Source organism: Streptomyces sp. NPDC054813 (assembly GCF_053611365.1).
The window spans coordinates 1-16266 of sequence record NZ_JBSHAF010000055.1; the positions used below are offsets into that span (position 1 = coordinate 1).

General features: G+C 66.6%; 20 protein-coding genes and 3 pseudogenes. 12 read left to right on the forward strand and 11 right to left on the reverse strand.

The annotated features are described in order from the left end of the window. Window positions 1-205 precede the first annotated feature (205 nt). Complete coding sequence (locus ACWGJB_RS49055; protein WP_453386512.1) at window positions 206-949, forward strand: SDR family oxidoreductase; 744 nt, start codon at window positions 206-208, stop codon at window positions 947-949. Between the two features lie 121 nt (window positions 950-1070). Then, window positions 1071-1343: a nuclear transport factor 2 family protein gene (locus ACWGJB_RS49060; protein ID WP_453386531.1), complete on the forward strand. Its 273-nt coding sequence runs from the start codon at window positions 1071-1073 to the stop codon at window positions 1341-1343. Between the two features lie 54 nt (window positions 1344-1397). Here ACWGJB_RS49060 and ACWGJB_RS49065 read toward each other — a convergent pair whose 3' ends face one another. Further along, window positions 1398-1718: an EthD domain-containing protein gene (locus ACWGJB_RS49065; RefSeq protein ID WP_453386513.1), complete on the reverse strand. Its 321-nt coding sequence runs from the start codon at window positions 1716-1718 to the stop codon at window positions 1398-1400. A gap of 62 nt (window positions 1719-1780) precedes the next feature. Between ACWGJB_RS49065 and ACWGJB_RS49070 the strand changes: the two genes are divergently transcribed. The 8 genes from ACWGJB_RS49070 to ACWGJB_RS49105 all read left to right on the forward strand — a co-directional run bounded on the left by ACWGJB_RS49070 (window position 1781) and on the right by ACWGJB_RS49105 (window position 6750). Next, complete coding sequence (locus tag ACWGJB_RS49070; RefSeq protein ID WP_453386514.1) at window positions 1781-2386, forward strand: TetR/AcrR family transcriptional regulator; 606 nt, start codon at window positions 1781-1783, stop codon at window positions 2384-2386. A 366-nt stretch (window positions 2387-2752) separates the two neighbouring features. Beyond that, window positions 2753-3403: an NAD(P)-dependent oxidoreductase gene (locus ACWGJB_RS49075; protein ID WP_453386515.1), complete on the forward strand. Its 651-nt coding sequence runs from the start codon at window positions 2753-2755 to the stop codon at window positions 3401-3403. Window positions 3404-3557: 154 nt separating this feature from the next. Beyond that, window positions 3558-3932: an STAS domain-containing protein gene (locus ACWGJB_RS49080; protein WP_453386516.1), complete on the forward strand. Its 375-nt coding sequence runs from the start codon at window positions 3558-3560 to the stop codon at window positions 3930-3932. 198 nt (window positions 3933-4130) lie between these two features. Continuing rightward, window positions 4131-4481, forward strand: a complete 351-nt coding sequence (locus tag ACWGJB_RS49085; RefSeq protein ID WP_453386517.1) for a hypothetical protein — start codon at window positions 4131-4133, stop codon at window positions 4479-4481. 56 nt (window positions 4482-4537) lie between these two features. Continuing rightward, on the forward strand, window positions 4538-4936 hold the full coding sequence (locus ACWGJB_RS49090; RefSeq protein ID WP_453386518.1) for a hypothetical protein: 399 nt from the start codon (window positions 4538-4540) through the stop codon (window positions 4934-4936). Next, a complete protein-coding gene (locus ACWGJB_RS49095) occupies window positions 4933-5589 on the forward strand; it encodes a hypothetical protein (protein WP_453386519.1) in 657 nt (218 codons plus the stop codon). The genes ACWGJB_RS49090 and ACWGJB_RS49095 overlap by 4 nt, the downstream gene beginning before the upstream one ends. Continuing rightward, on the forward strand, window positions 5586-6194 hold the full coding sequence (locus ACWGJB_RS49100) for a hypothetical protein (protein ID WP_453386520.1): 609 nt from the start codon (window positions 5586-5588) through the stop codon (window positions 6192-6194). The genes ACWGJB_RS49095 and ACWGJB_RS49100 overlap by 4 nt, the downstream gene beginning before the upstream one ends. Before the next feature lie 85 nt (window positions 6195-6279). Further along, the gene (locus tag ACWGJB_RS49105; RefSeq protein WP_453386521.1) at window positions 6280-6750 is read left to right on the forward strand and encodes a hypothetical protein; all 471 of its coding nucleotides are present in this window, start codon (window positions 6280-6282) and stop codon (window positions 6748-6750) included. 430 nt (window positions 6751-7180) lie between these two features. Here the strand turns inward: ACWGJB_RS49105 and ACWGJB_RS49110 are convergent, their stop codons facing one another. The 4 genes and pseudogenes from ACWGJB_RS49110 to ACWGJB_RS49125 form a co-directional block, all read right to left on the reverse strand. Beyond that, window positions 7181-7993, reverse strand: coding sequence for a DUF4253 domain-containing protein (locus ACWGJB_RS49110; protein WP_453386522.1), 813 nt, complete (start codon window positions 7991-7993; stop codon window positions 7181-7183). Between the two features lie 32 nt (window positions 7994-8025). Next, the gene (locus ACWGJB_RS49115; RefSeq protein ID WP_453386523.1) at window positions 8026-8430 is read right to left on the reverse strand and encodes a hypothetical protein; all 405 of its coding nucleotides are present in this window, start codon (window positions 8428-8430) and stop codon (window positions 8026-8028) included. A 54-nt stretch (window positions 8431-8484) separates the two neighbouring features. Further along, window positions 8485-8895, reverse strand: coding sequence for a DUF4259 domain-containing protein (locus ACWGJB_RS49120; RefSeq protein WP_453386524.1), 411 nt, complete (start codon window positions 8893-8895; stop codon window positions 8485-8487). Window positions 8896-8902: 7 nt separating this feature from the next. Further along, window positions 8903-9142, reverse strand: a pseudogene (locus tag ACWGJB_RS49125) (DUF4265 domain-containing protein); the annotation flags it as partial. A gap of 133 nt (window positions 9143-9275) precedes the next feature. Between ACWGJB_RS49125 and ACWGJB_RS49130 the strand changes: the two are divergent. Beyond that, on the forward strand, window positions 9276-9683 hold the full coding sequence (locus ACWGJB_RS49130; protein ID WP_453386525.1) for a transposase family protein: 408 nt from the start codon (window positions 9276-9278) through the stop codon (window positions 9681-9683). Window positions 9684-9950: 267 nt separating this feature from the next. Here the strand turns inward: ACWGJB_RS49130 and ACWGJB_RS49135 are convergent, their stop codons facing one another. The 5 genes and pseudogenes from ACWGJB_RS49135 to ACWGJB_RS49155 all read right to left on the reverse strand — a co-directional run. Next, window positions 9951-10688, reverse strand: coding sequence for a dienelactone hydrolase family protein (locus ACWGJB_RS49135; RefSeq protein WP_453386526.1), 738 nt, complete (start codon window positions 10686-10688; stop codon window positions 9951-9953). 305 nt (window positions 10689-10993) lie between these two features. Continuing rightward, entirely contained in the window at window positions 10994-11398 is a 405-nt protein-coding gene (locus ACWGJB_RS49140; protein ID WP_453386527.1) for a hypothetical protein, read from the reverse strand. A 245-nt stretch (window positions 11399-11643) separates the two neighbouring features. Beyond that, window positions 11644-12690: a TRAP transporter substrate-binding protein gene (locus ACWGJB_RS49145; RefSeq protein WP_453386528.1), complete on the reverse strand. Its 1047-nt coding sequence runs from the start codon at window positions 12688-12690 to the stop codon at window positions 11644-11646. Window positions 12691-12875: 185 nt separating this feature from the next. Next, complete coding sequence (locus tag ACWGJB_RS49150) at window positions 12876-13502, reverse strand: hypothetical protein (RefSeq protein ID WP_453386529.1); 627 nt, start codon at window positions 13500-13502, stop codon at window positions 12876-12878. Window positions 13503-13881: 379 nt separating this feature from the next. Continuing rightward, window positions 13882-15011, reverse strand: a pseudogene (locus ACWGJB_RS49155) (IS110 family transposase); the annotation flags it as partial. A 53-nt stretch (window positions 15012-15064) separates the two neighbouring features. Between ACWGJB_RS49155 and ACWGJB_RS49160 the strand changes: the two are divergent. Further along, window positions 15065-15502, forward strand: coding sequence for a hypothetical protein (locus tag ACWGJB_RS49160; RefSeq protein WP_453386530.1), 438 nt, complete (start codon window positions 15065-15067; stop codon window positions 15500-15502). A gap of 198 nt (window positions 15503-15700) precedes the next feature. Here ACWGJB_RS49160 and ACWGJB_RS49165 read toward each other — a convergent pair. Next, window positions 15701-15877, reverse strand: a pseudogene (locus ACWGJB_RS49165) (transposase family protein); the annotation flags it as partial. Window positions 15878-16266: the final 389 nt, after the last annotated feature.

The window sequence follows — 16266 nt, forward strand, 5'->3', positions numbered from 1 at the left end:
GCTCCAACACCGCCCACTGCTCGTCCGTGAGATCACCCCGACCCATGAACTGTGATCATTCACAGCCCAAGATCCACTTTCGATACACGGCCTAGGAGTGCGGCACCCAGGAAGGGCCCTCCTGCCGCCTGCGCCAGATCCGGCCCATGCTGACGGAACCGGACGGCCCGCCGTAGAGGGCCGCCGACCTGACGAAGGAACGAACATGACGTACCCGACCGCCACGGCCGCCCCGAAGGTCGTCCTGATCACCGGGGCCAGCAGTGGCATCGGTGAGGCCACCGCCCGACGACTGGCCGCGGCCGGCCATCAGGTGGTCCTCGGCGCCCGCCGCGTTGAGCGTCTGGCCGTCCTCGCCAAGGAGATCGAGGCCGATGGGGGCAGCGCCCTGCCGCGCACGTTGGATGTGACCGACCCGCTCAGCATGCGGTCCTTCGTCCAGGCCGCTCATGACCGGTACGGCCGCGTCGACGTCCTGGTCAACAACGCCGGGGTGATGCCTTTGTCCAGGCTGGACGCGCTGCGGACCGACGAGTGGGACCGCATGATCGACGTCAACCTGCGCGGAGTCCTGCACGGCATCGCCGCCGTCCTGCCGATCATGGGTGCCCAGGGAGCCGGGCATATCGTGAACATCGCCTCTGTGTCGGGGCTGCGGGTCGACCCGACCGCCGCCGTCTACAGCGCCACCAAGCATGCGGTCCGTGCCCTGTCGGAGGGCCTGCGCCAGGAGAGCCGGGACCTGCGGGTCACCGTGATCAGCCCCGGCCTGACCCGCAGCGAGCTGACCGACACCATCGGTGACCAGGCCACCAAGGACGTGGTCACCGGCCAGATGGCCATCGCGATCCCCGCCGCCGCGATCGGCGAGGCAATCCACTACGCCATCACCCAGCCCGCCGACGTCGACTTCAACGAAGTCGTCATCCGCCCCACCGCCCAGGGCTGAACCGCACGCTTCCCGGCACAGAAAGGCAGAGCTGTCATGGTGACGGAAGACCAGGTACGCACCTGGGTCGGGGGGGTATCTGCGGGCCTGGGCCAGCAACAGCAAGAAGGACATCGCCGCACTGTTCACGCCGCAGGCCGAGTACCACGAGTGGCCTTACGAGACCGACTGGATCGGCCGCGACGCCATCGTCGGAGGCTGGCAGGGCCGTGCACCCTGGCAGGAGGGCGGCTGGGACTTCGACTGGTCCATCCTCATCCTCAATGGTGACACCGCAGCCATCGAAGGCACCGGCCGTTACAAGGAACTCGGCACCTTCGCCAACCTCTGGACCGTGACGTTCGACAAGAACGGCCGGTGCACCGTCTTCCGCATGTGGAACAACGAGATCTGACCCGCAGCAGGCCATGGGCGCGCACAGGATGAACAGAACCGTGGCGAACGTTCCCTAGACCAGCCGCACCGTGCGCTCCAGAACGGCCGAGTGAATACCCGTGGACGTGTCCCGCATGTAGGCCCTCCGCAGGTCGTGCGCCCTCTGGTACTCCTGGGTCGCGAGTGCCTCGCGCATCTCCTGCTCCGACTCGAAGCCGATCTGCACGATCGCGTCGATCGGCTCCTCATTCCCGTCCGCCGTGAGGTCCGTCAGGTAGTACTGCACGTACTCCTTGACCTGGGGAAGGGCCACATAGGTCGGCCCGTACTCCAGTTCCATGAACCGGCGGAAGTCCTCGGTGGAAACCTCGGGGCGCTTCCTGATTACCGTCATCAGCCTCAGTATGCCGCCATCACCTTCCTGAACACCTGTTCATTGCAAGCTATCATGAACAGGTGTTCAATGAGTCGGTGACCAAGGCAGACAATCGAGACCTTCGCTCCGAGCTCGTAGCCGCCGCGACCGCCATGCTCGCGCAGCCTCAAGCGGTGGCTGTTCCCTCACTGCGCTCGATCGCCCGGACCTGCGGGGTGGCCCCCTCTGCCGTGTACTGGCACTTCCCCTCCGAGGCAGACCTGCGCTCTGCGGTGCTCGACGCCGAATACGCCTCGCTGGTCGAAGCGGTCGAAGCGGCCCTTGATGCCGCGGGCGAAGCCGACGACCAGCTGGTCGTTGCCGGCGACGCCTATATCGCCTGGGGCGCGAGCCACCCGGGTGCCTACCAGCTCCTGTTCGAGAGCGGTGACGCAGTGCCGGAGACCAGAGCCACGCACGGGCCCCGGCTGCAGGCGCGCATCGTGGAACTCGCCCGGCTCGTCGACCCGGACGCGCCCTTCGCTGCCGCGCTGCTGTTGTGGTCGGCATGGCACGGCGTGGTCTCCCTGCGACTCCACAAGAAGGAGTGGGACTGGGGAATGACCGCGCAGCAGGCCAACCGCCGACTGATCCAGGCACTGGCGCCCAACGGGACTGGCGAGACTGCCGGACGTGCTGCTCCCTAGGAGAGCATGTGCTGGCCGTAGCTGAGTATGCGGCCTCGGACCGAAACTGGGCCACCATCGTCGAGGTCGTCCGCATCGCCAAGGAGACCGGCGCCACCCCTGCTCAGGTCGCCCTGAGCTGGATCGCTAGTCCTGCGTTTGGGCTGGGCACGCCTGGAGCGCGGGTGTCCTGTGCCATCGAACTTTGAGTGTTTGCCATCGGAACCCGATCAATGGCGAGAGCGTCACTGATCTTTGATCGGCCAGGTCGGACGGTGTCGTCTGATGGGGTCTAGTTCACCCGGAATGGCCTGATATCGCATATCTTGCACGAAAGGGTTCACTAGTCTGCGGGCCTGAGACGATCAACCGGAACTGGAGACTCTCATGTCCAAGATCGCCCTGTTCGGCGCCAACGGCACCATCGGATCCCGCGTTCTGGACGAGGCTCTTCGCCGAGGCCATCAGGTCACAGCCGTCGTACGTGATCCGGCGAAGCTCACCAAGAGCGACCCCGACCTGATCGTGGTCACTGGTGACGTCCTGGACCCCGAGTCCGTCGCCGAGGTGGCCAGGGGACAGGACGCCGTGGTCAGCGCGGTCGGCGGTGGCGACGGGCCCGGCCACATCGCGACCATCAGGCCCGCCGCAGAAGCACTGTTCGCCGGTGTGCGCGCGCTGGATGACGACGCCCCCCGGCTCGTCCTGGTCGGCGGCGCCGGATCCCTGCGCACTCCGGACGGCACGCAAGTCTGGGACGCCGAGAACCTGCCAGCCTCTCTGCTCCAGATCATGCACGCCCACGGCGACGCCCTGGACCTCTGCCGCACCGTCAGTGACGTGATGTGGACGAACATCAGCCCCGCCGCGACGATCGAGCCGGGCGAGCGCACAGGCACCTACCGCACGGCTGCGGACGACCTGATCGTCGCCGAAGACGGCAGCAGCCGCATCTCCGCCGAGGACTACGCAGTCGCCCTGCTCGACGAGATCGAAAAGCCACAGCACATCGGCGAGCGTTTCACCGTCGGCTACTGACCGCAGATCCCCGCCGCTGCTCAAACATCGGTGACACTCGCTCAAAGTTCGATGACACAGGACAGCGGGGGAGAGCCGTGGTGGCGCAGGACGCCGTGTCCCGTCTCGAAGGATCTGGCCTCCGTCTCAAGTGACCTGAATTGATTCGTTGTTGATGAGTTCTGCGAGCGGTGAGGCCAGGCCGCCGGATCCGACCACAGCCCATGCGGGCCCGCTGCCGCACCTCATGCAGTGCGAACAGGGCGACGCGTGGGTGGTGACCGTCGTCGGCGCCTTCGACCTGGACTCAGCCCCCGTACTGTCGGCGGCGCTGGAGACCGGAGCCCGGACCCACTCCAAGGTGGTGGTGGATGCCGCTGGCCTGACCTTCGCGGATTCGAGCGTCCTGAACCTGCTGCTGCACTTCAACCGGACGGCCGTGCTGCGGGTGGCCAGGCCCGCGCCGGCGCTTGCGAGGGTCCTGGAACTGACGGGAGCAGACACCGTCCTGGACGTCCGGCCGACAGTGGAGGACGCAGTCGCCTGGTGAAGGGCGTGCCGGACTGTGGGGGAGACCGTAGTCTGAGGGGGCTCGGGGCCTGTCGTGGAGGTCTGTGATGCCGCGGAGTATCTGGTCGGGTGCGATCAGCTTCGGCCTGGTCACTTATCTGAACCAGGGCCCTCTTACGGATCACTGGGCGACAGAGCCTGTTGGTTGCGGCCGAACGTCACCTGCGACGATTCGGCTGTGAGCTATGACCTTGCTGTGTGGGACGGTGAACGTCCGCTCGACAATCATCAAGCGGGCTCGGTTTACGACGAGCTTTATGCGCGCTACCTGGAGTCGGATGATGTTGTCGTGCCGCCGGCGCCGCGCATCGTGGCCTTTGTCGAGGCGCTCGTCGGGCGGTACCCGGACGACGCCGACGGCAGGGTCGTAAGGGCGTCGCCACCAGTGATCGATGAGGCTTCGGGGCCGATCGTGTACCTGCTCATGTCCTACAGCAAGGCTGAGGAGGTCTCCGAGTGCGCTGCTTCGCTGGCGCGCGAGCACGGGCTCGTCTGCTTTGATCCGCAGGGGGAGTGCCTGCTGCCGTGAGCTGCCGATGCCCCAACGAACGGATCAGAGGCTGGTAGGGCGCCCTACTTGGTCGCATGTCATCGTTCGTTCCGCAGAGCGGGCAGGCCGAGGTTCACCAGTCCGCCGGGGGATGCAGTATCTATCTGGATGATCTTGGACTCGGCGCTGGCCAGGCTTACGCGGAGCCCTTCAGTCTCGCCGGGCCAGCCCTCCCTTTGTGCCTCGGCGATGCGCTCAACGAGGTTGTCCCTGATATCCACCAGCCGACCGCCCGTCTCCACAAGATCGGGATCCGGGCACGGCAGGACCGCTCCACCGCACTGTTCACCCTCGCCGCCGAACTGCCCGCCGCCATCCTCGCCCGGGTACTCGGCGTCCACATCCAAGTCGCCGTCCAATGGCAGAAGGCATCAGCCGGCGACTGGGCCTCTTACGCCGCCGATGTCAGCCGCCTTGTGCCGGAGAACCAATGAAGCTACCCATCACCATCCACCAAGCACGGCTCGGATCCACGGAGTTCAAGGTCATCCGACCCGCCCGGCCCCTGGTCCATGCAGTGCTCATCGACCACGATCGGCACCTGGACACCTACCTCGATCAGGATGCCGCCCACCGAATCGGTGGGCTATGGAAGCTCGCTGCCTCTTCACCGCGCTCGCTGGTCCACCTGCCGATGCGGGGGAACCGTGGCCCCTCCCGCGAGCTGGCAGGAGACGCCACACGGCAGCTTGATCTCGTGCTGCTGCACCACTCGCTCCAGTTCGCACCCTCACGCTGGAAGGAAATACGAGGACGGCTCGGCCCAGGGCGTCCGCAGACCGTGACGCTGCCCAGCCCAGGACACAACACCGACGAAGCCGTGATTGATCACGAGCCACGGCACTACCAGGAGAACCGGGATCTGTTCCACCAGCATCTCCACGCCGAGACCCTGTTCATGACCGGCAGCGCGAAGGTGTTCAGGGACACCGCCCGGTACTTCTTTGACGTCGCCCGAAACGGCCCCGGATACGTCCCCGTCCATCCGAGCTACCCGCACTTCTGCACCGAGCTCCACTCCAACGACGGCATTCTCGGCGACGCGCGCGAGATCCACATCGAGTACTGCGACCAGTGGGACTCATGACCCTGACCGACAGGACCCCGCCGACCGTGACGTTCAACGATCACCTCCAGCATCTCGTCGAGAGGGCCCTCGCATCCATCCCGGCCGCCGACGCCGGCGACATCTACGCTGTCTCATTCCTCGTCGACAACGAGGACGACGACCCCCGTCAGCCGACCTTGACGATCGGCTACAACACTGAAACTCAGGCCCGACGCAGCATCCAGGACGCCTCTGACCAGGCAGAAGCCCGCTGGAACTACGCTTTCTGGATCCAGAACGAGCTGACTGTGGTCGGCGGCCTGACCAGCGACCCCGCCGGGGTCACAGCTCGCCAGGAGTGGATCACCGAACTCGGACTTTGGTACGACGAGCCGACCGACCTCGCCGACTGGGATTCAGTCATCGGGCCACTTGCCGCGCAGATCGAGGCCCGCTTCAACCAGACCTGTTGCCAGCTCGCCCGAACCCTCCATACGACCGGCGTCATCGAAAGATCTGTCGGCCGAACCGTGCCGGTGATCGTCCACGAGCTGGAGTACTACGAGGCGATCGCCCGGCAGACCGGGGCCGCCAACCCGCCCGGCCTCGCCGACGAGTTCACCTCGTGGGTCCGCAATGGCTGAGGCATTCGGACAGTTCCGATACCCGACTCCACCATTAGGCACCAGCGACTCCGGCTTCCGCGCCGAAGTCGAAGCCGAACATTCCATGCAGCGCGGCGATCACCTCCTCGCCCTCACCACCGACCACCAGCACGACCTGAGCTGCCCCGCCGCCCACGAGGCAGCCGCCCGGCTCGCCGACTTCCACCACCGCACCGGCTTCACCGGCTCCGTCGTCACCGCCCCGGCCCGCCTGCGCCGCGTCCTGGCCCGCCACGACCCCGAGGTCTACCCCGGCACCTACGTCACCTGCGTCTTCAACCCGGACAAGGCACTGTGCCGACCCCGCTCCGCCCCCGGAGGCCGAGCAGGTCCAGTCCCGCACGACTGCCAACCGCTGGAATGCCGCAACGTCGCGCTGACCGCCGACAACACCACCACCCTCGCCGCCGAGGCCGACCGCATCGATCACCGACTCCGCGCCCGCCCCGTCCTCCCACCGCTGCTGCACGCTGGCCTGGCCCGGCGCCGCGACGCGATCCACGCCTTTCTCACCGCCAACGGGACCGCCCAGTGACCGCCCACCGCCGCCCACTGCCGAGCCGCACCGACGTCCACGCCGCCATCGACAGCCTGACCTCCCAGACCGGCCGACGCCCAAGCGTGCTGTCCTTCGCCACCCGCCTCGGCCTCGCCAACACCACCTTCCGCCGCAACTACCCAGACATCTGTGCCGAGCTCGCCGCCGTCGCGCGCACGCCAAGCGGCACGACCGCAGCCGACGCCTACAGCAAAGTCCAGGCCAACAACGCCCGGCTGCGACGGGACAACCGCGACCTCGCCGAACAGCTCGAACTCGCCATCGCCGCCATCCAAAGCCCGAGCATCGACAACGGCCTCCTGCGCGCCGCCCTTCATGATGCCCGCGCTGTCACCCCGCCCCCGATGACCGACTCCGTCGCCACCAATCAGGTGCGCCAGCGAGCTGTCACCCAGCGAGTGCCGGATCAGTCCCACCAGAAATCCCAGCGGTGGGCGCCAGTAATCCGCTCGGCATACGCGGCCAGTGTGTACGGTCTGCTGCCCTGCCAGATGTTGTCAGGGCAGAACGCAAAGTGCTCGGCTGCAACCAGCAGAGCCTCATGCTCGCTCACCGGTGGCGCGGCGATGCTGAGGTGCAGCGTGGAAAACCCGAGCGCGACGACACGGGCTCCGAATCGGTGTTCCCAATCCCGGACGACCGCAGAGAATTTCGCGGTGTCGTTTTCGTAGTTGCAGGGGCCAGCCCAGCCCACGGCTGTCAGCGCTTCGGCACCGGACGGAGCGGCAACCAGTCCAAGACGTGTCCGCGGGCAGTCGGTGAGGAACGCCTCCGCGAACTCTGAGGCCAGTTGCTCAGGGTTCGTTACCGTCTCCCGGCTGGCCGCAAGGCCGGGCCATACCTGTCCGAAGGGGGCCGTAACAGCGAGGCGCCGTTTGACGTCGAGCATGTCGTCGTCTTCATCGACGGCCGTGTAGGTCGCCCACCAATGTGCGAGAAGGCCGAAAGGATCATGGCTTGCCGGGGAGGACATCTGCTCAGGGAAGACCTCCCCGGACCCCCAAGGGCGGAACTCGCCATCGTTCGGGTCCAGCGCGTCGAGGAGCAGCGGCCACAAGCCGGAACGTGCGTGTTCGGTGTGCATCCGCGTCCACAGCTCTGGCGCGGCTGGCCCGTCACTGAGCCACAAGGGCTGTCGATCTCCGTCGCCTTCATCGGATGTGACCATCCGACCGGGCGGGAGCAGGCCATCAAGGCTCGATCGGGATTCAGGGTGCATGGGCCGGATGCTAGTGCTGCGACCAGGGGGTATCACTGAGAGGGTCCGAGCGCTCGATCCGGGTACTCCTGGAATACCTCCCAGCCTGACGTATGCCCAGGGGCTATCAGGTCCCCATTCGCACAGTCGAGCACTTTGCACCGCAGAGCCTCGGCAAGACGGAAGACGTCCGTCAGCACGTCGCCGCCGGAGCCCCGGATGTGGAGCATGATCGAGTCCACCGGATCTTCCGAGCCGATGTTGAGTTCGACGGACCAGGTCTGGCCGGAAAGCTTGCCCCAGGCTGGGTCCGAGAGGTCAGCTTCGGGGCAAGCCTGAGTGACAGCTGCGCATACGTCGTCGCGCCGGCCGAGCGGGTCCGGGGTGTAGTCCGTGGGGATCTCGTGCACAGAGGTGACGTCGGCGGGTAGACGCATGAGAAGGACGTCCCGGCTCATAGTGACCTTCCGGGTAGGACGGGTGCGGGGCGGGGTGGGTCAGATCAGGCTGAGCTATTCTCCCGATGGGTGTGGCAGGAGCGCGTCCTGCAGGCGGTGGATGCCCGCACGCCTGGGCCCGCCATCCGACTCGGCCCATGGATCCATCAGCTCGGACGGCTCGGTCAGGACGCGGTCGAGGGCCTGAAGGGCGAGATCGCGCAGGCCAGTGAGATCGGGAAGCGGCTCTTCCGGCCCATATACGGGATCGGTCGGCTCACCTCCGGGACACTGCGGGGCGACGAGCGCGGCCGCGGCAATGGCTTCCTCACATTCGGGTGCTTCGAGGTAAGCCGCGGTGTCGATCACGCGGGTGAGAGCACTGCGGACGATGCCCTTACGTTCGCCTGCGGCGGCCTCATCAAGATTGCCACCAAAGTCGGCTGCGGTGTCGTTGTCGAAGGGGTCGACGTCCCAAGTACCCATGCTCTTACCCGAGTTCGAACGCTGAAAGGCGCTGGTGCACCACATGAGGGCTGCGTCCCAGGGGGCCATCGGGGACGGGCACAACGCGAACGGTGCAGTTGCCAGAGGCGCTGACCCGTCCCACAGCCCAGTGGAGTCCATCGGAATCGGTGGCGAACCGCACCACGTCGCCCTCAGCCACTCCGTCCTGGAGGAAAGGGACGTTCCGCGCCCTGGCAGTGTCCTCACTGAGTTTCGTCCCCCATAGGGGGTCTTCGAACTTAACCGTGCCCGGTGGACACGGTCCGCTGTCAGGGTCTTGACGGGTGCAGAACGCCCGTGACGCTCCGTGATTCTTCGAGTTGCGACGCTTTTGAAGGATCACGTGAAGGGCCACGGGCTTGTCCAACGCTACGACGCGGCTGTTCGGCTTGGTCGGGGTGGAGGTGGTCGGCGTCGAGGTCGGCGCCGACGACATTCCGATGCTGGCCCTGGTCACCTGCGATGAGCAGGCCCGATGCTGTCCCGACTGTGGGGTGCGGTCCGGGTTGCCGCACTCCTGGGTACGCACTCGTCCGCGCGACCTGCCCGTGGCCGGGCGGCGAACCGGTCTGACCTGGACCAAGCGCCGATGGCGGTGCGTCCACGAGCAGTGCCGGCGCAAGACGTTCACCGAGGCGCTGCCGTCGATCCCGCCGCGGTCGCGGTTGACGTCGCGGCTGCGTACCTCGGTCGGGGAAGCGGTCGCCGACCGCGGACGGACGGTGGTGGGGTTCAGCCGAGATACGCGTCAAGGGGGCAATGAGTAGATCCTGATGCGGCTTTACGCGTGGTCAGCACAGTGACGCCGCAGTAAATGCGTACATCTCGCCCTGGAAGCCGGAACGGTCCGCCGCAGGTCGCGACGATCACGGCCAGGGCTCCGTCGCAGTAAATCCGGTATCTACTGCGGCAGTTGGGAATGCGTCTCCGTGACCGCACAACTGTCCGAATGCGGGTCTGGTGTGCGGGCTTGAGGGGAGGAGACTGTCAGTGCCCGACGCCGACCAGGCCTGGCACCAGCATGCTTACCTGGGTCATGCCCCCAGGTCCTCCGTCACGGGCAGGCACTCGGCGAGCAGGTCGACGACGTCGCGCCAGGCTCGCTGCGCGTGCTGTGGGTGGTAGCCGATGCCGGGGACCACGGGGTGGTCGACCGGCGGGTGGTGGAAGGCGTGCAAGGCGCCGCCGTAGACCGCGAGGCGCCAGTCGACGCCCGCGGCCTGCATCTCAGCGGTGAACGCGTTTCGTTGCGCGGGCGGCATGATCGGGTCTTCCGACCCGACCCCGGCCCACACCGGGCAGCGAATGCGCGCCGCCTCGCCCGGTCGGCCCGTGGTCAGTGCGTTGACTGTCCCGATCGCGCGCAGGTTGACGCCGTCGCGCCCGAGTTCCAGCCCGACGGCGCCCCCGGTGCCGTAGCCGACGGTGGCGATCCGGTCGGGGTCGGTCCGGGGCTCGGTGCGCAACACGTCGAGCGCCGCATGGCCGATGCCCCGCATCCGGTCGGGATCAGAGAGCAGTGGCATGCAACGGGCCAGCATCTCCTCGGGGTCGCCCAAATAGCGCCCGCCGTGAAGGTCGAAGGCCAGCGCTATATATCCCAGTTCGGCGAGAGCATCGGCCCGGCGGCGCTCGACGTCGCTGAGCCCCATGCCCTCTGGTCCGAGCAGCACCGCGGGCCGGCGGTCGACACCGGCCGGGAGCGCGAGGTGCCCGATCATCGTCAAACCGTCGGCCGGGTACTCGACCGTACGCGTCGTAATCTTCGTCATGAGACTGGACTGTAGTGATCGTCGAGCCCGGTCCGGCTGGTGTTCTGCCGCTGGCAGAGCAGCGCGGGAGTCCCTCTGAAATTCGGCGAGGGCCCCGGCGCTCAGGGCTTCAAGATCATCTCGTTGCCCCTTTGGCGCGTATCTCGGTCACACCCCGTGTGTCCCGTAAGTTCACGGGAATTGAAGGTTCCTCGGCGGGAACCCGAGGGTCCCGTGCCCGGATTTCGTGTGCAGCCCCTTGGGTTTGCTGTGAACCCGTGCGTGTGACCTCGCTGATATGGGGGGTGCGTGTCGTCGGACTCGGTTCACGCTTCGTCGCGGTGGGTGAGGTGGCCGTCGGTGAGTCGCCAGTAGTGCTGGTGGGGGGTCAGGTGCCAGGTTTCGTCGGCAGCGGTCGCCTGCGTGATCCATTCGTGGAGTTGTGGGAGGGCTTGCGCTCGTAGAACAGCGCGGGTGGCAGCACGTTCAGTGGCATCGACTGGGTGGACGTCGATTCGGAAGCCGAGCATGTCGGGGTGGGTGCCGCTGCCGTAGTTGTGGGGGTGCGGAGCGATCCATGCTGCTCCCAGGACGATGGTCCCGCTGTCAGGTCCGGTGAGGAACCGCAGGTCCGTGACGCTGGTCATGTAGGGACCGAGACACTCGTTGATGTCGGTGGTGGTCAGTGGCCAGGTGCGGTGCCGGGGCAGTCTTCGATTTCTTGCGGACATGGCAAGGAGAATGACAGAAGGTCATCCGCAGCTCCCCGTTGGCGAAATCCTGCCGTCAACCCCGGCCTCGTGTTGGTGGCAGACACTGCTCTCCCAGCGGGTCCCGGTGGCCGCCGAAGGCGATCCTGTCCGCGGCAATGGTTTTCCTGTCCGCCGGATCGTTCGGGAAGGCTCAGCCGCCGGTCAACTCCGAATCGTGCGACCCAAGGCCGTCCGCGGGTCCCGCTCAGGAAGGTCCAGGGGCATCAGCAGTGAAGGGCGGGTTCCGGCTTCGCTCCCTTCACCAGCGACTTCACCAGCGTGAACAGCTCGCCGGTCTGGGGGGCGTGCTCCAGTCGGGTGTCGACCGGCGCGACGGCCACACGGTACGCCGCGAGCTGCGCTGGACTGGCTTGCCCCACGACCAGCCCTCCCGCGCAGAGTTGGGTGAGCTCGTCCGCATCCTCTGCCTGCAGTTCCGACATCGTGTCTTCGAAGGCGGCGGCCGCGGCCTGGGTGAGCGCCTGGCGTTGTTCGGGACTCAGGCGCTTCAGCGCGGTGTCACTGATGAAGGGGACGACCATGCGGGGCCACAGCACCTGATTCCCTGTGAGGTACTTCTTGGAGGACACGTAGCCCTCGTGGTTGAAGGAGGCGATCGAGGACTCGATGCCGTCCATATCGCTGACCGACCCGGACAGCGGCACCCAGCGGGTGCGTGCGCCCAGAGCGTGGAAGGTGTCGTCTGCCAGCTTCGACTGTGCCACGCCGACGAGCCGCCCGTGCAGACCGGTGGGGGTCGGGGCCGAGCGACTCGCGGTGAACAGGTAGCGAAACTGGCCCGGGAGCAGGCCGAGGCCAGTGATACCGGGGACGCTCAGTGCGGTGCCCAGCCGCTTGTAGAGGGGGCTCTTGAACAGCCGTTCCTGGGCTGCGTAACTGGTGATCAGCTCTGGCGCGCTGAGCATCCGCACCGGGCCGGAGAAGGCCCGCGTGCCTGCCACCCCCAGATCCGCTTTGCCCGCCTGGACGTCCGCGATCGTGCCGTCCTCGTAGGCGAGCTGGCCCATCCGCCACTCGAGCTTGGCGTCGATCTGCAGGGATCCCCCGGTCGCCTCGCCGACCCGTTGGATGAACCTCTCCATCGAAGACGTGGTGCCGTAGGGCACGGCCATCGTCAGATGGACCACCTTTGGGGACGCCCCCGCCGAGGCGGATGTGGACTGCTGCGCCTTCGGTGCGCCCGACGTGCAAGCGGCGAGCGCCAGCAGTGGCGCGAGCAGCAGCGCCGAGACTCCCAGGACCCTTCTCACCTTGACACCTCCTTGCGCCCTCGGGCGCTCCCTCGTTCACAGTGCAGTCACCGCGTCCGGCGCAGGCTCGCCCGTACGCGCCGTGCCGGGCACTCCGACAGTCCCCGCAGCGCCAAGTCGTGCAGTAGGCGCGTGGACACCTCGTTCAGCAGCTGCGCGTCGTCCGCTGCCACCAGGATCTGCACTCACCGGAATTTGAGGGTCCGGAGCATGCTTTCGAACCGTGTGACGGCGGCCGAAGGATCCTGGACCTGAGTGAGATCCATCGAGGTCCATGCCACCAGTGGCCTGCTGGGAGCGTCGATGACGACCACTCGTAGCTCGTAGTCGGGCTGGAGGCCGAAGCAGTCCTTGTCGGGATCCGCTTCGGCCGTCGGACAGCCGAGTGATCCGTCCATCGGTTCATTGGTGGTGCCGGTCAGCAGTGTGGCGGCGCGACCACCGACGGTCGTGGCCTTCTCGTCCTGCCAGTTCGCGTGATATCCGGCCTGCTCATGAAGGAATGCCACGTAACCCTTGTAGGTGGCGGGCGGCTTTTCGGGGCTGCCACTGCCCCCTGGCCGGTACACGACCGCGGGCAGTAGGAATCGGACCTTGTTGCTCGACTTCACCCACGTCAGGAAGGTGCTTGTGTCCGATACCGGCAGCGTTCCCAGTGAGGTGGGGACGGTGATCGTGAGCGGCGTCGCGAAGGACCGGCTGGTGTAGGTGCGCGATGCTGCTGTCGAATGTGAGGGCTTAGCGGCTCGTCCTGCGCCGCCACCGCAGGCCGCCACAGCGAGCAGGGCGCATGCGCCCACAGTGGAAACCACTATTTGACGAGCGCGCGTACGCCTCATCCGGCCACCCCCAAGGTCGTGCAGTACAACTTTGGGGTCGCTGCATCGGCCGCGGCAAGAGCGAAGACGGGTAAACCGATCGTCACGGTTTCGGTGCTGCACGGGTTATCACCCAAACGTCGTGTCCCAGATACGCATGGACGGCCGGCGGCACGCAACATGCGGTGGCAGTAGCCCTCCGGCCGGTCGGCCCCGCCCCTGAAACGACGCCGGAACGTGCAGCAACGGCTGATCCGGCCCGTCCGCCGCGTTGCCGAACCTGTGCGCGAGCACACGACGGAGACGGCGACTTGGATTCCACGGGCGCGAGCGCGAAAGACTGCGGCAACAGACACCTCACCGTGCCAACGCGTCAAGCTGCGGTGGGTACTTGGGCAGGAAAGCCCTGGTCCTCGTCGAACAAGGTGTGTTTCCGCAGGCAGTGGAAGAGCTGACCGATCATCTTGTTGAAGAGGTTGCGCTGAGCGGCGGCGTGCCAGTCTCCGACTTCGCGACGGCGGTCGTGGTGCGCCTTGGCCCCAGGCGATGGTTTGAGTGCGGCGAACGCCCAGAGGTAGCCGGCATGGTTGAGGCGGTCATTCTTCACCCAGCGTCTGGTGAGGCTGGACTTCTTGCCGGAGGCCCTGGTGATGGGTGAGGCGCCGGCGTAGGCCTTCAGGCCGCGGGCGGTGGCGAACCGCTGGTGATCGTCCCCGATCTCAGCGAGGATCCGGGCGCCCAGTTGGGTTCCTAGCCCGGGGAAGCTCAGGATGATCTCGGGGTCCGGATGCTGAGGGAAAGCCTGGTCCACCGCCTCGGCGAGCTCATCAGCGGCGGTGCAAGCGGCGTCGAGCTGGCGAAGGAGCGCGAGCAGCTGCTTGCCGAGCGCTTCTTCGCCAGCGGCGGCTGATGGGCGTAGTCGCCCCGCAGGACGCTGCGGATGCGCTCGGCCTCGGTGTCGATCCGACGCTGACGCCCGGCTCGCTTGAGCGCCGAGCGCAACTGCGCGAACGACAGCCTGGCCGCCTGGGCCGGGGTCGGCGCGAGTTCCAGCAGGATGCGGGCCTCGGAGCGGCAAAGGCCGTTCTGCCAGTGCAGATAGGCGTCGAGTGCGGCGGGGAAGTACTCACGCAGGAGCGAACGGAGCTGGTTGGACATCTGCTGGCGGTTCCAGACGGCGTCCTGCTGGGCTCGGGCGAGGACCGCGATCGCGTGGGCCAGGTCGCTGTCCTGGGGCAGCGGCCGGTGCGCGTGCATGTCGGTGCGCAGAATGTTCGCCAGGACGAGTGCGTCGCCGGGGTTGGACTTCTTGGGGGTCACGGAATGGCGGTCGCGGTAGCGGGCGGCGGCCAGCGGGTTGATCGCGAATATCTGCCGCTTGCCGGTTCGCAGTACCGCGACCAGCAGGCCGCGAGAGGTCTCGATGGCGACCGGGATCGGATTTTCCTCCGTGTCGCCGTGCTCGGCAAGCAGGTCCAGCAGGAGCCTGTAGCCGGCCGCGTCGTGGTCAGCATCGGCGCCCTGAGGATGCTCCGCAGCACCAGGGTGATCTTCGAGTGTCAACGAACGCGAATGTTCCCGACTTCTTGCAAAATATCCTCATGCAGCCGCTGCCGGTTCCCTGCCCCGCCCATCTCATCCCAGACGCTTCCGGCACCGATGCTTTCCACAAGGCATACAGGCAGGCCATGGCGCACCAAGCCGTGTTCGTCGCCATCGAATCCGACGGTCCGCACTGGACCGTGAAGGCGGACACGCTCACCGCCGGCCCCGGACACTCCGTCGACGACGCCGTGAACGAAGCTGTCCGGGCCGCGATCATACGGATGGTTCACAACCGCGAGGTCGATGCGGACGCCTACACAGGGCCGATCTACTTCATGATGCACAGCGTGTCGAGCGAAGAGCGGGCCCGCGAACTCGCGGCCGCACTCCACGCCGCACTGCACGGAGACCTCGAACCTCTAAACCGCGCCGTGCCTCCCACTTCCTGACCGGAACGCGAGAGGCCACAAACACAAACCGCGAACCCACGAACGAGGAGCACAGCTCAACGGCTGATTCCCGCAATCAGCCGAGCGCCTGGCACGCCGACCTGCATCGTGTCCGGGATCAGAAACACGCACTACTGTAAAGGGTGTTGCAGAAGGCCGTGTTTTTTGCAGGCCAGAGGGCGATCATGGCTGTTCTGATCACGTGGCCAGGGCGAGGTTGTGCATGTGGGCGACAGCTTGGACTGCGTGGTGGAGGCCGTCGCCGTGCTGTCGGCAATCGCGGAGGATCTTGTAGTTCTTCAGCCGGCCGATCGCATGCTCGACCCGCGTACGGACCCGGCGATGCTCCGCGTTGTCGGCTTCCTCGCCGGCGGATGGTGCGGGTGTGGGATCTGGCCACCAAAACCATGCTCAGTGAGTTCGTGACCGGCCACAGGAGCATTGACAGGTTGGCGTGCGGGGTGGTGGACGGCACCCCGCACGCCATGACCAGTGCCTCTCTCGACGACGCGGTGCGGGTGTGGAAGCTACCTACAGGCGAGCCTGCGGGGCGGCCTTCCGCCGCCGTCCCGCGCGTACTCCCCGCTGAACAGCAAGACAACAACCAGCATTTACACGTACAGGTGACGTTGCTCCTACGAGCTGTGCCCCATTGAGACACCCAACTCAGCCTAAGAGGTCCTAACAGAAGTCGTTGATCATGTGACTTTCGGCTTGGATGGTCGTTGGTCTGGTCGTGGGGAAACATCAGTCGCGTCCATGGA

Coding starts and splice junctions, on each gene's coding strand:
- ACWGJB_RS49065 (WP_453386513.1), bottom strand. CDS start 1,718: ATGACGGTAATCAGGAAGCGCCCCGAGGTTTCCACCGAGGACTTCCGC.
- ACWGJB_RS49080 (WP_453386516.1), top strand. CDS start 3,558: ATGAGTTCTGCGAGCGGTGAGGCCAGGCCGCCGGATCCGACCACAGCC.
- ACWGJB_RS49140 (WP_453386527.1), bottom strand. CDS start 11,398: ATGTCCGCAAGAAATCGAAGACTGCCCCGGCACCGCACCTGGCCACTG.
- ACWGJB_RS49090 (WP_453386518.1), top strand. CDS start 4,538: ATGTCATCGTTCGTTCCGCAGAGCGGGCAGGCCGAGGTTCACCAGTCC.
- ACWGJB_RS49105 (WP_453386521.1), top strand. CDS start 6,280: ATGCAGCGCGGCGATCACCTCCTCGCCCTCACCACCGACCACCAGCAC.
- ACWGJB_RS49100 (WP_453386520.1), top strand. CDS start 5,586: ATGACCCTGACCGACAGGACCCCGCCGACCGTGACGTTCAACGATCAC.
- ACWGJB_RS49135 (WP_453386526.1), bottom strand. CDS start 10,688: ATGACGAAGATTACGACGCGTACGGTCGAGTACCCGGCCGACGGTTTG.
- ACWGJB_RS49095 (WP_453386519.1), top strand. CDS start 4,933: ATGAAGCTACCCATCACCATCCACCAAGCACGGCTCGGATCCACGGAG.
- ACWGJB_RS49055 (WP_453386512.1), top strand. CDS start 206: ATGACGTACCCGACCGCCACGGCCGCCCCGAAGGTCGTCCTGATCACC.
- ACWGJB_RS49120 (WP_453386524.1), bottom strand. CDS start 8,895: ATGGGTACTTGGGACGTCGACCCCTTCGACAACGACACCGCAGCCGAC.
- ACWGJB_RS49075 (WP_453386515.1), top strand. CDS start 2,753: ATGTCCAAGATCGCCCTGTTCGGCGCCAACGGCACCATCGGATCCCGC.
- ACWGJB_RS49115 (WP_453386523.1), bottom strand. CDS start 8,430: ATGAGCCGGGACGTCCTTCTCATGCGTCTACCCGCCGACGTCACCTCT.
- ACWGJB_RS49110 (WP_453386522.1), bottom strand. CDS start 7,993: ATGCACCCTGAATCCCGATCGAGCCTTGATGGCCTGCTCCCGCCCGGT.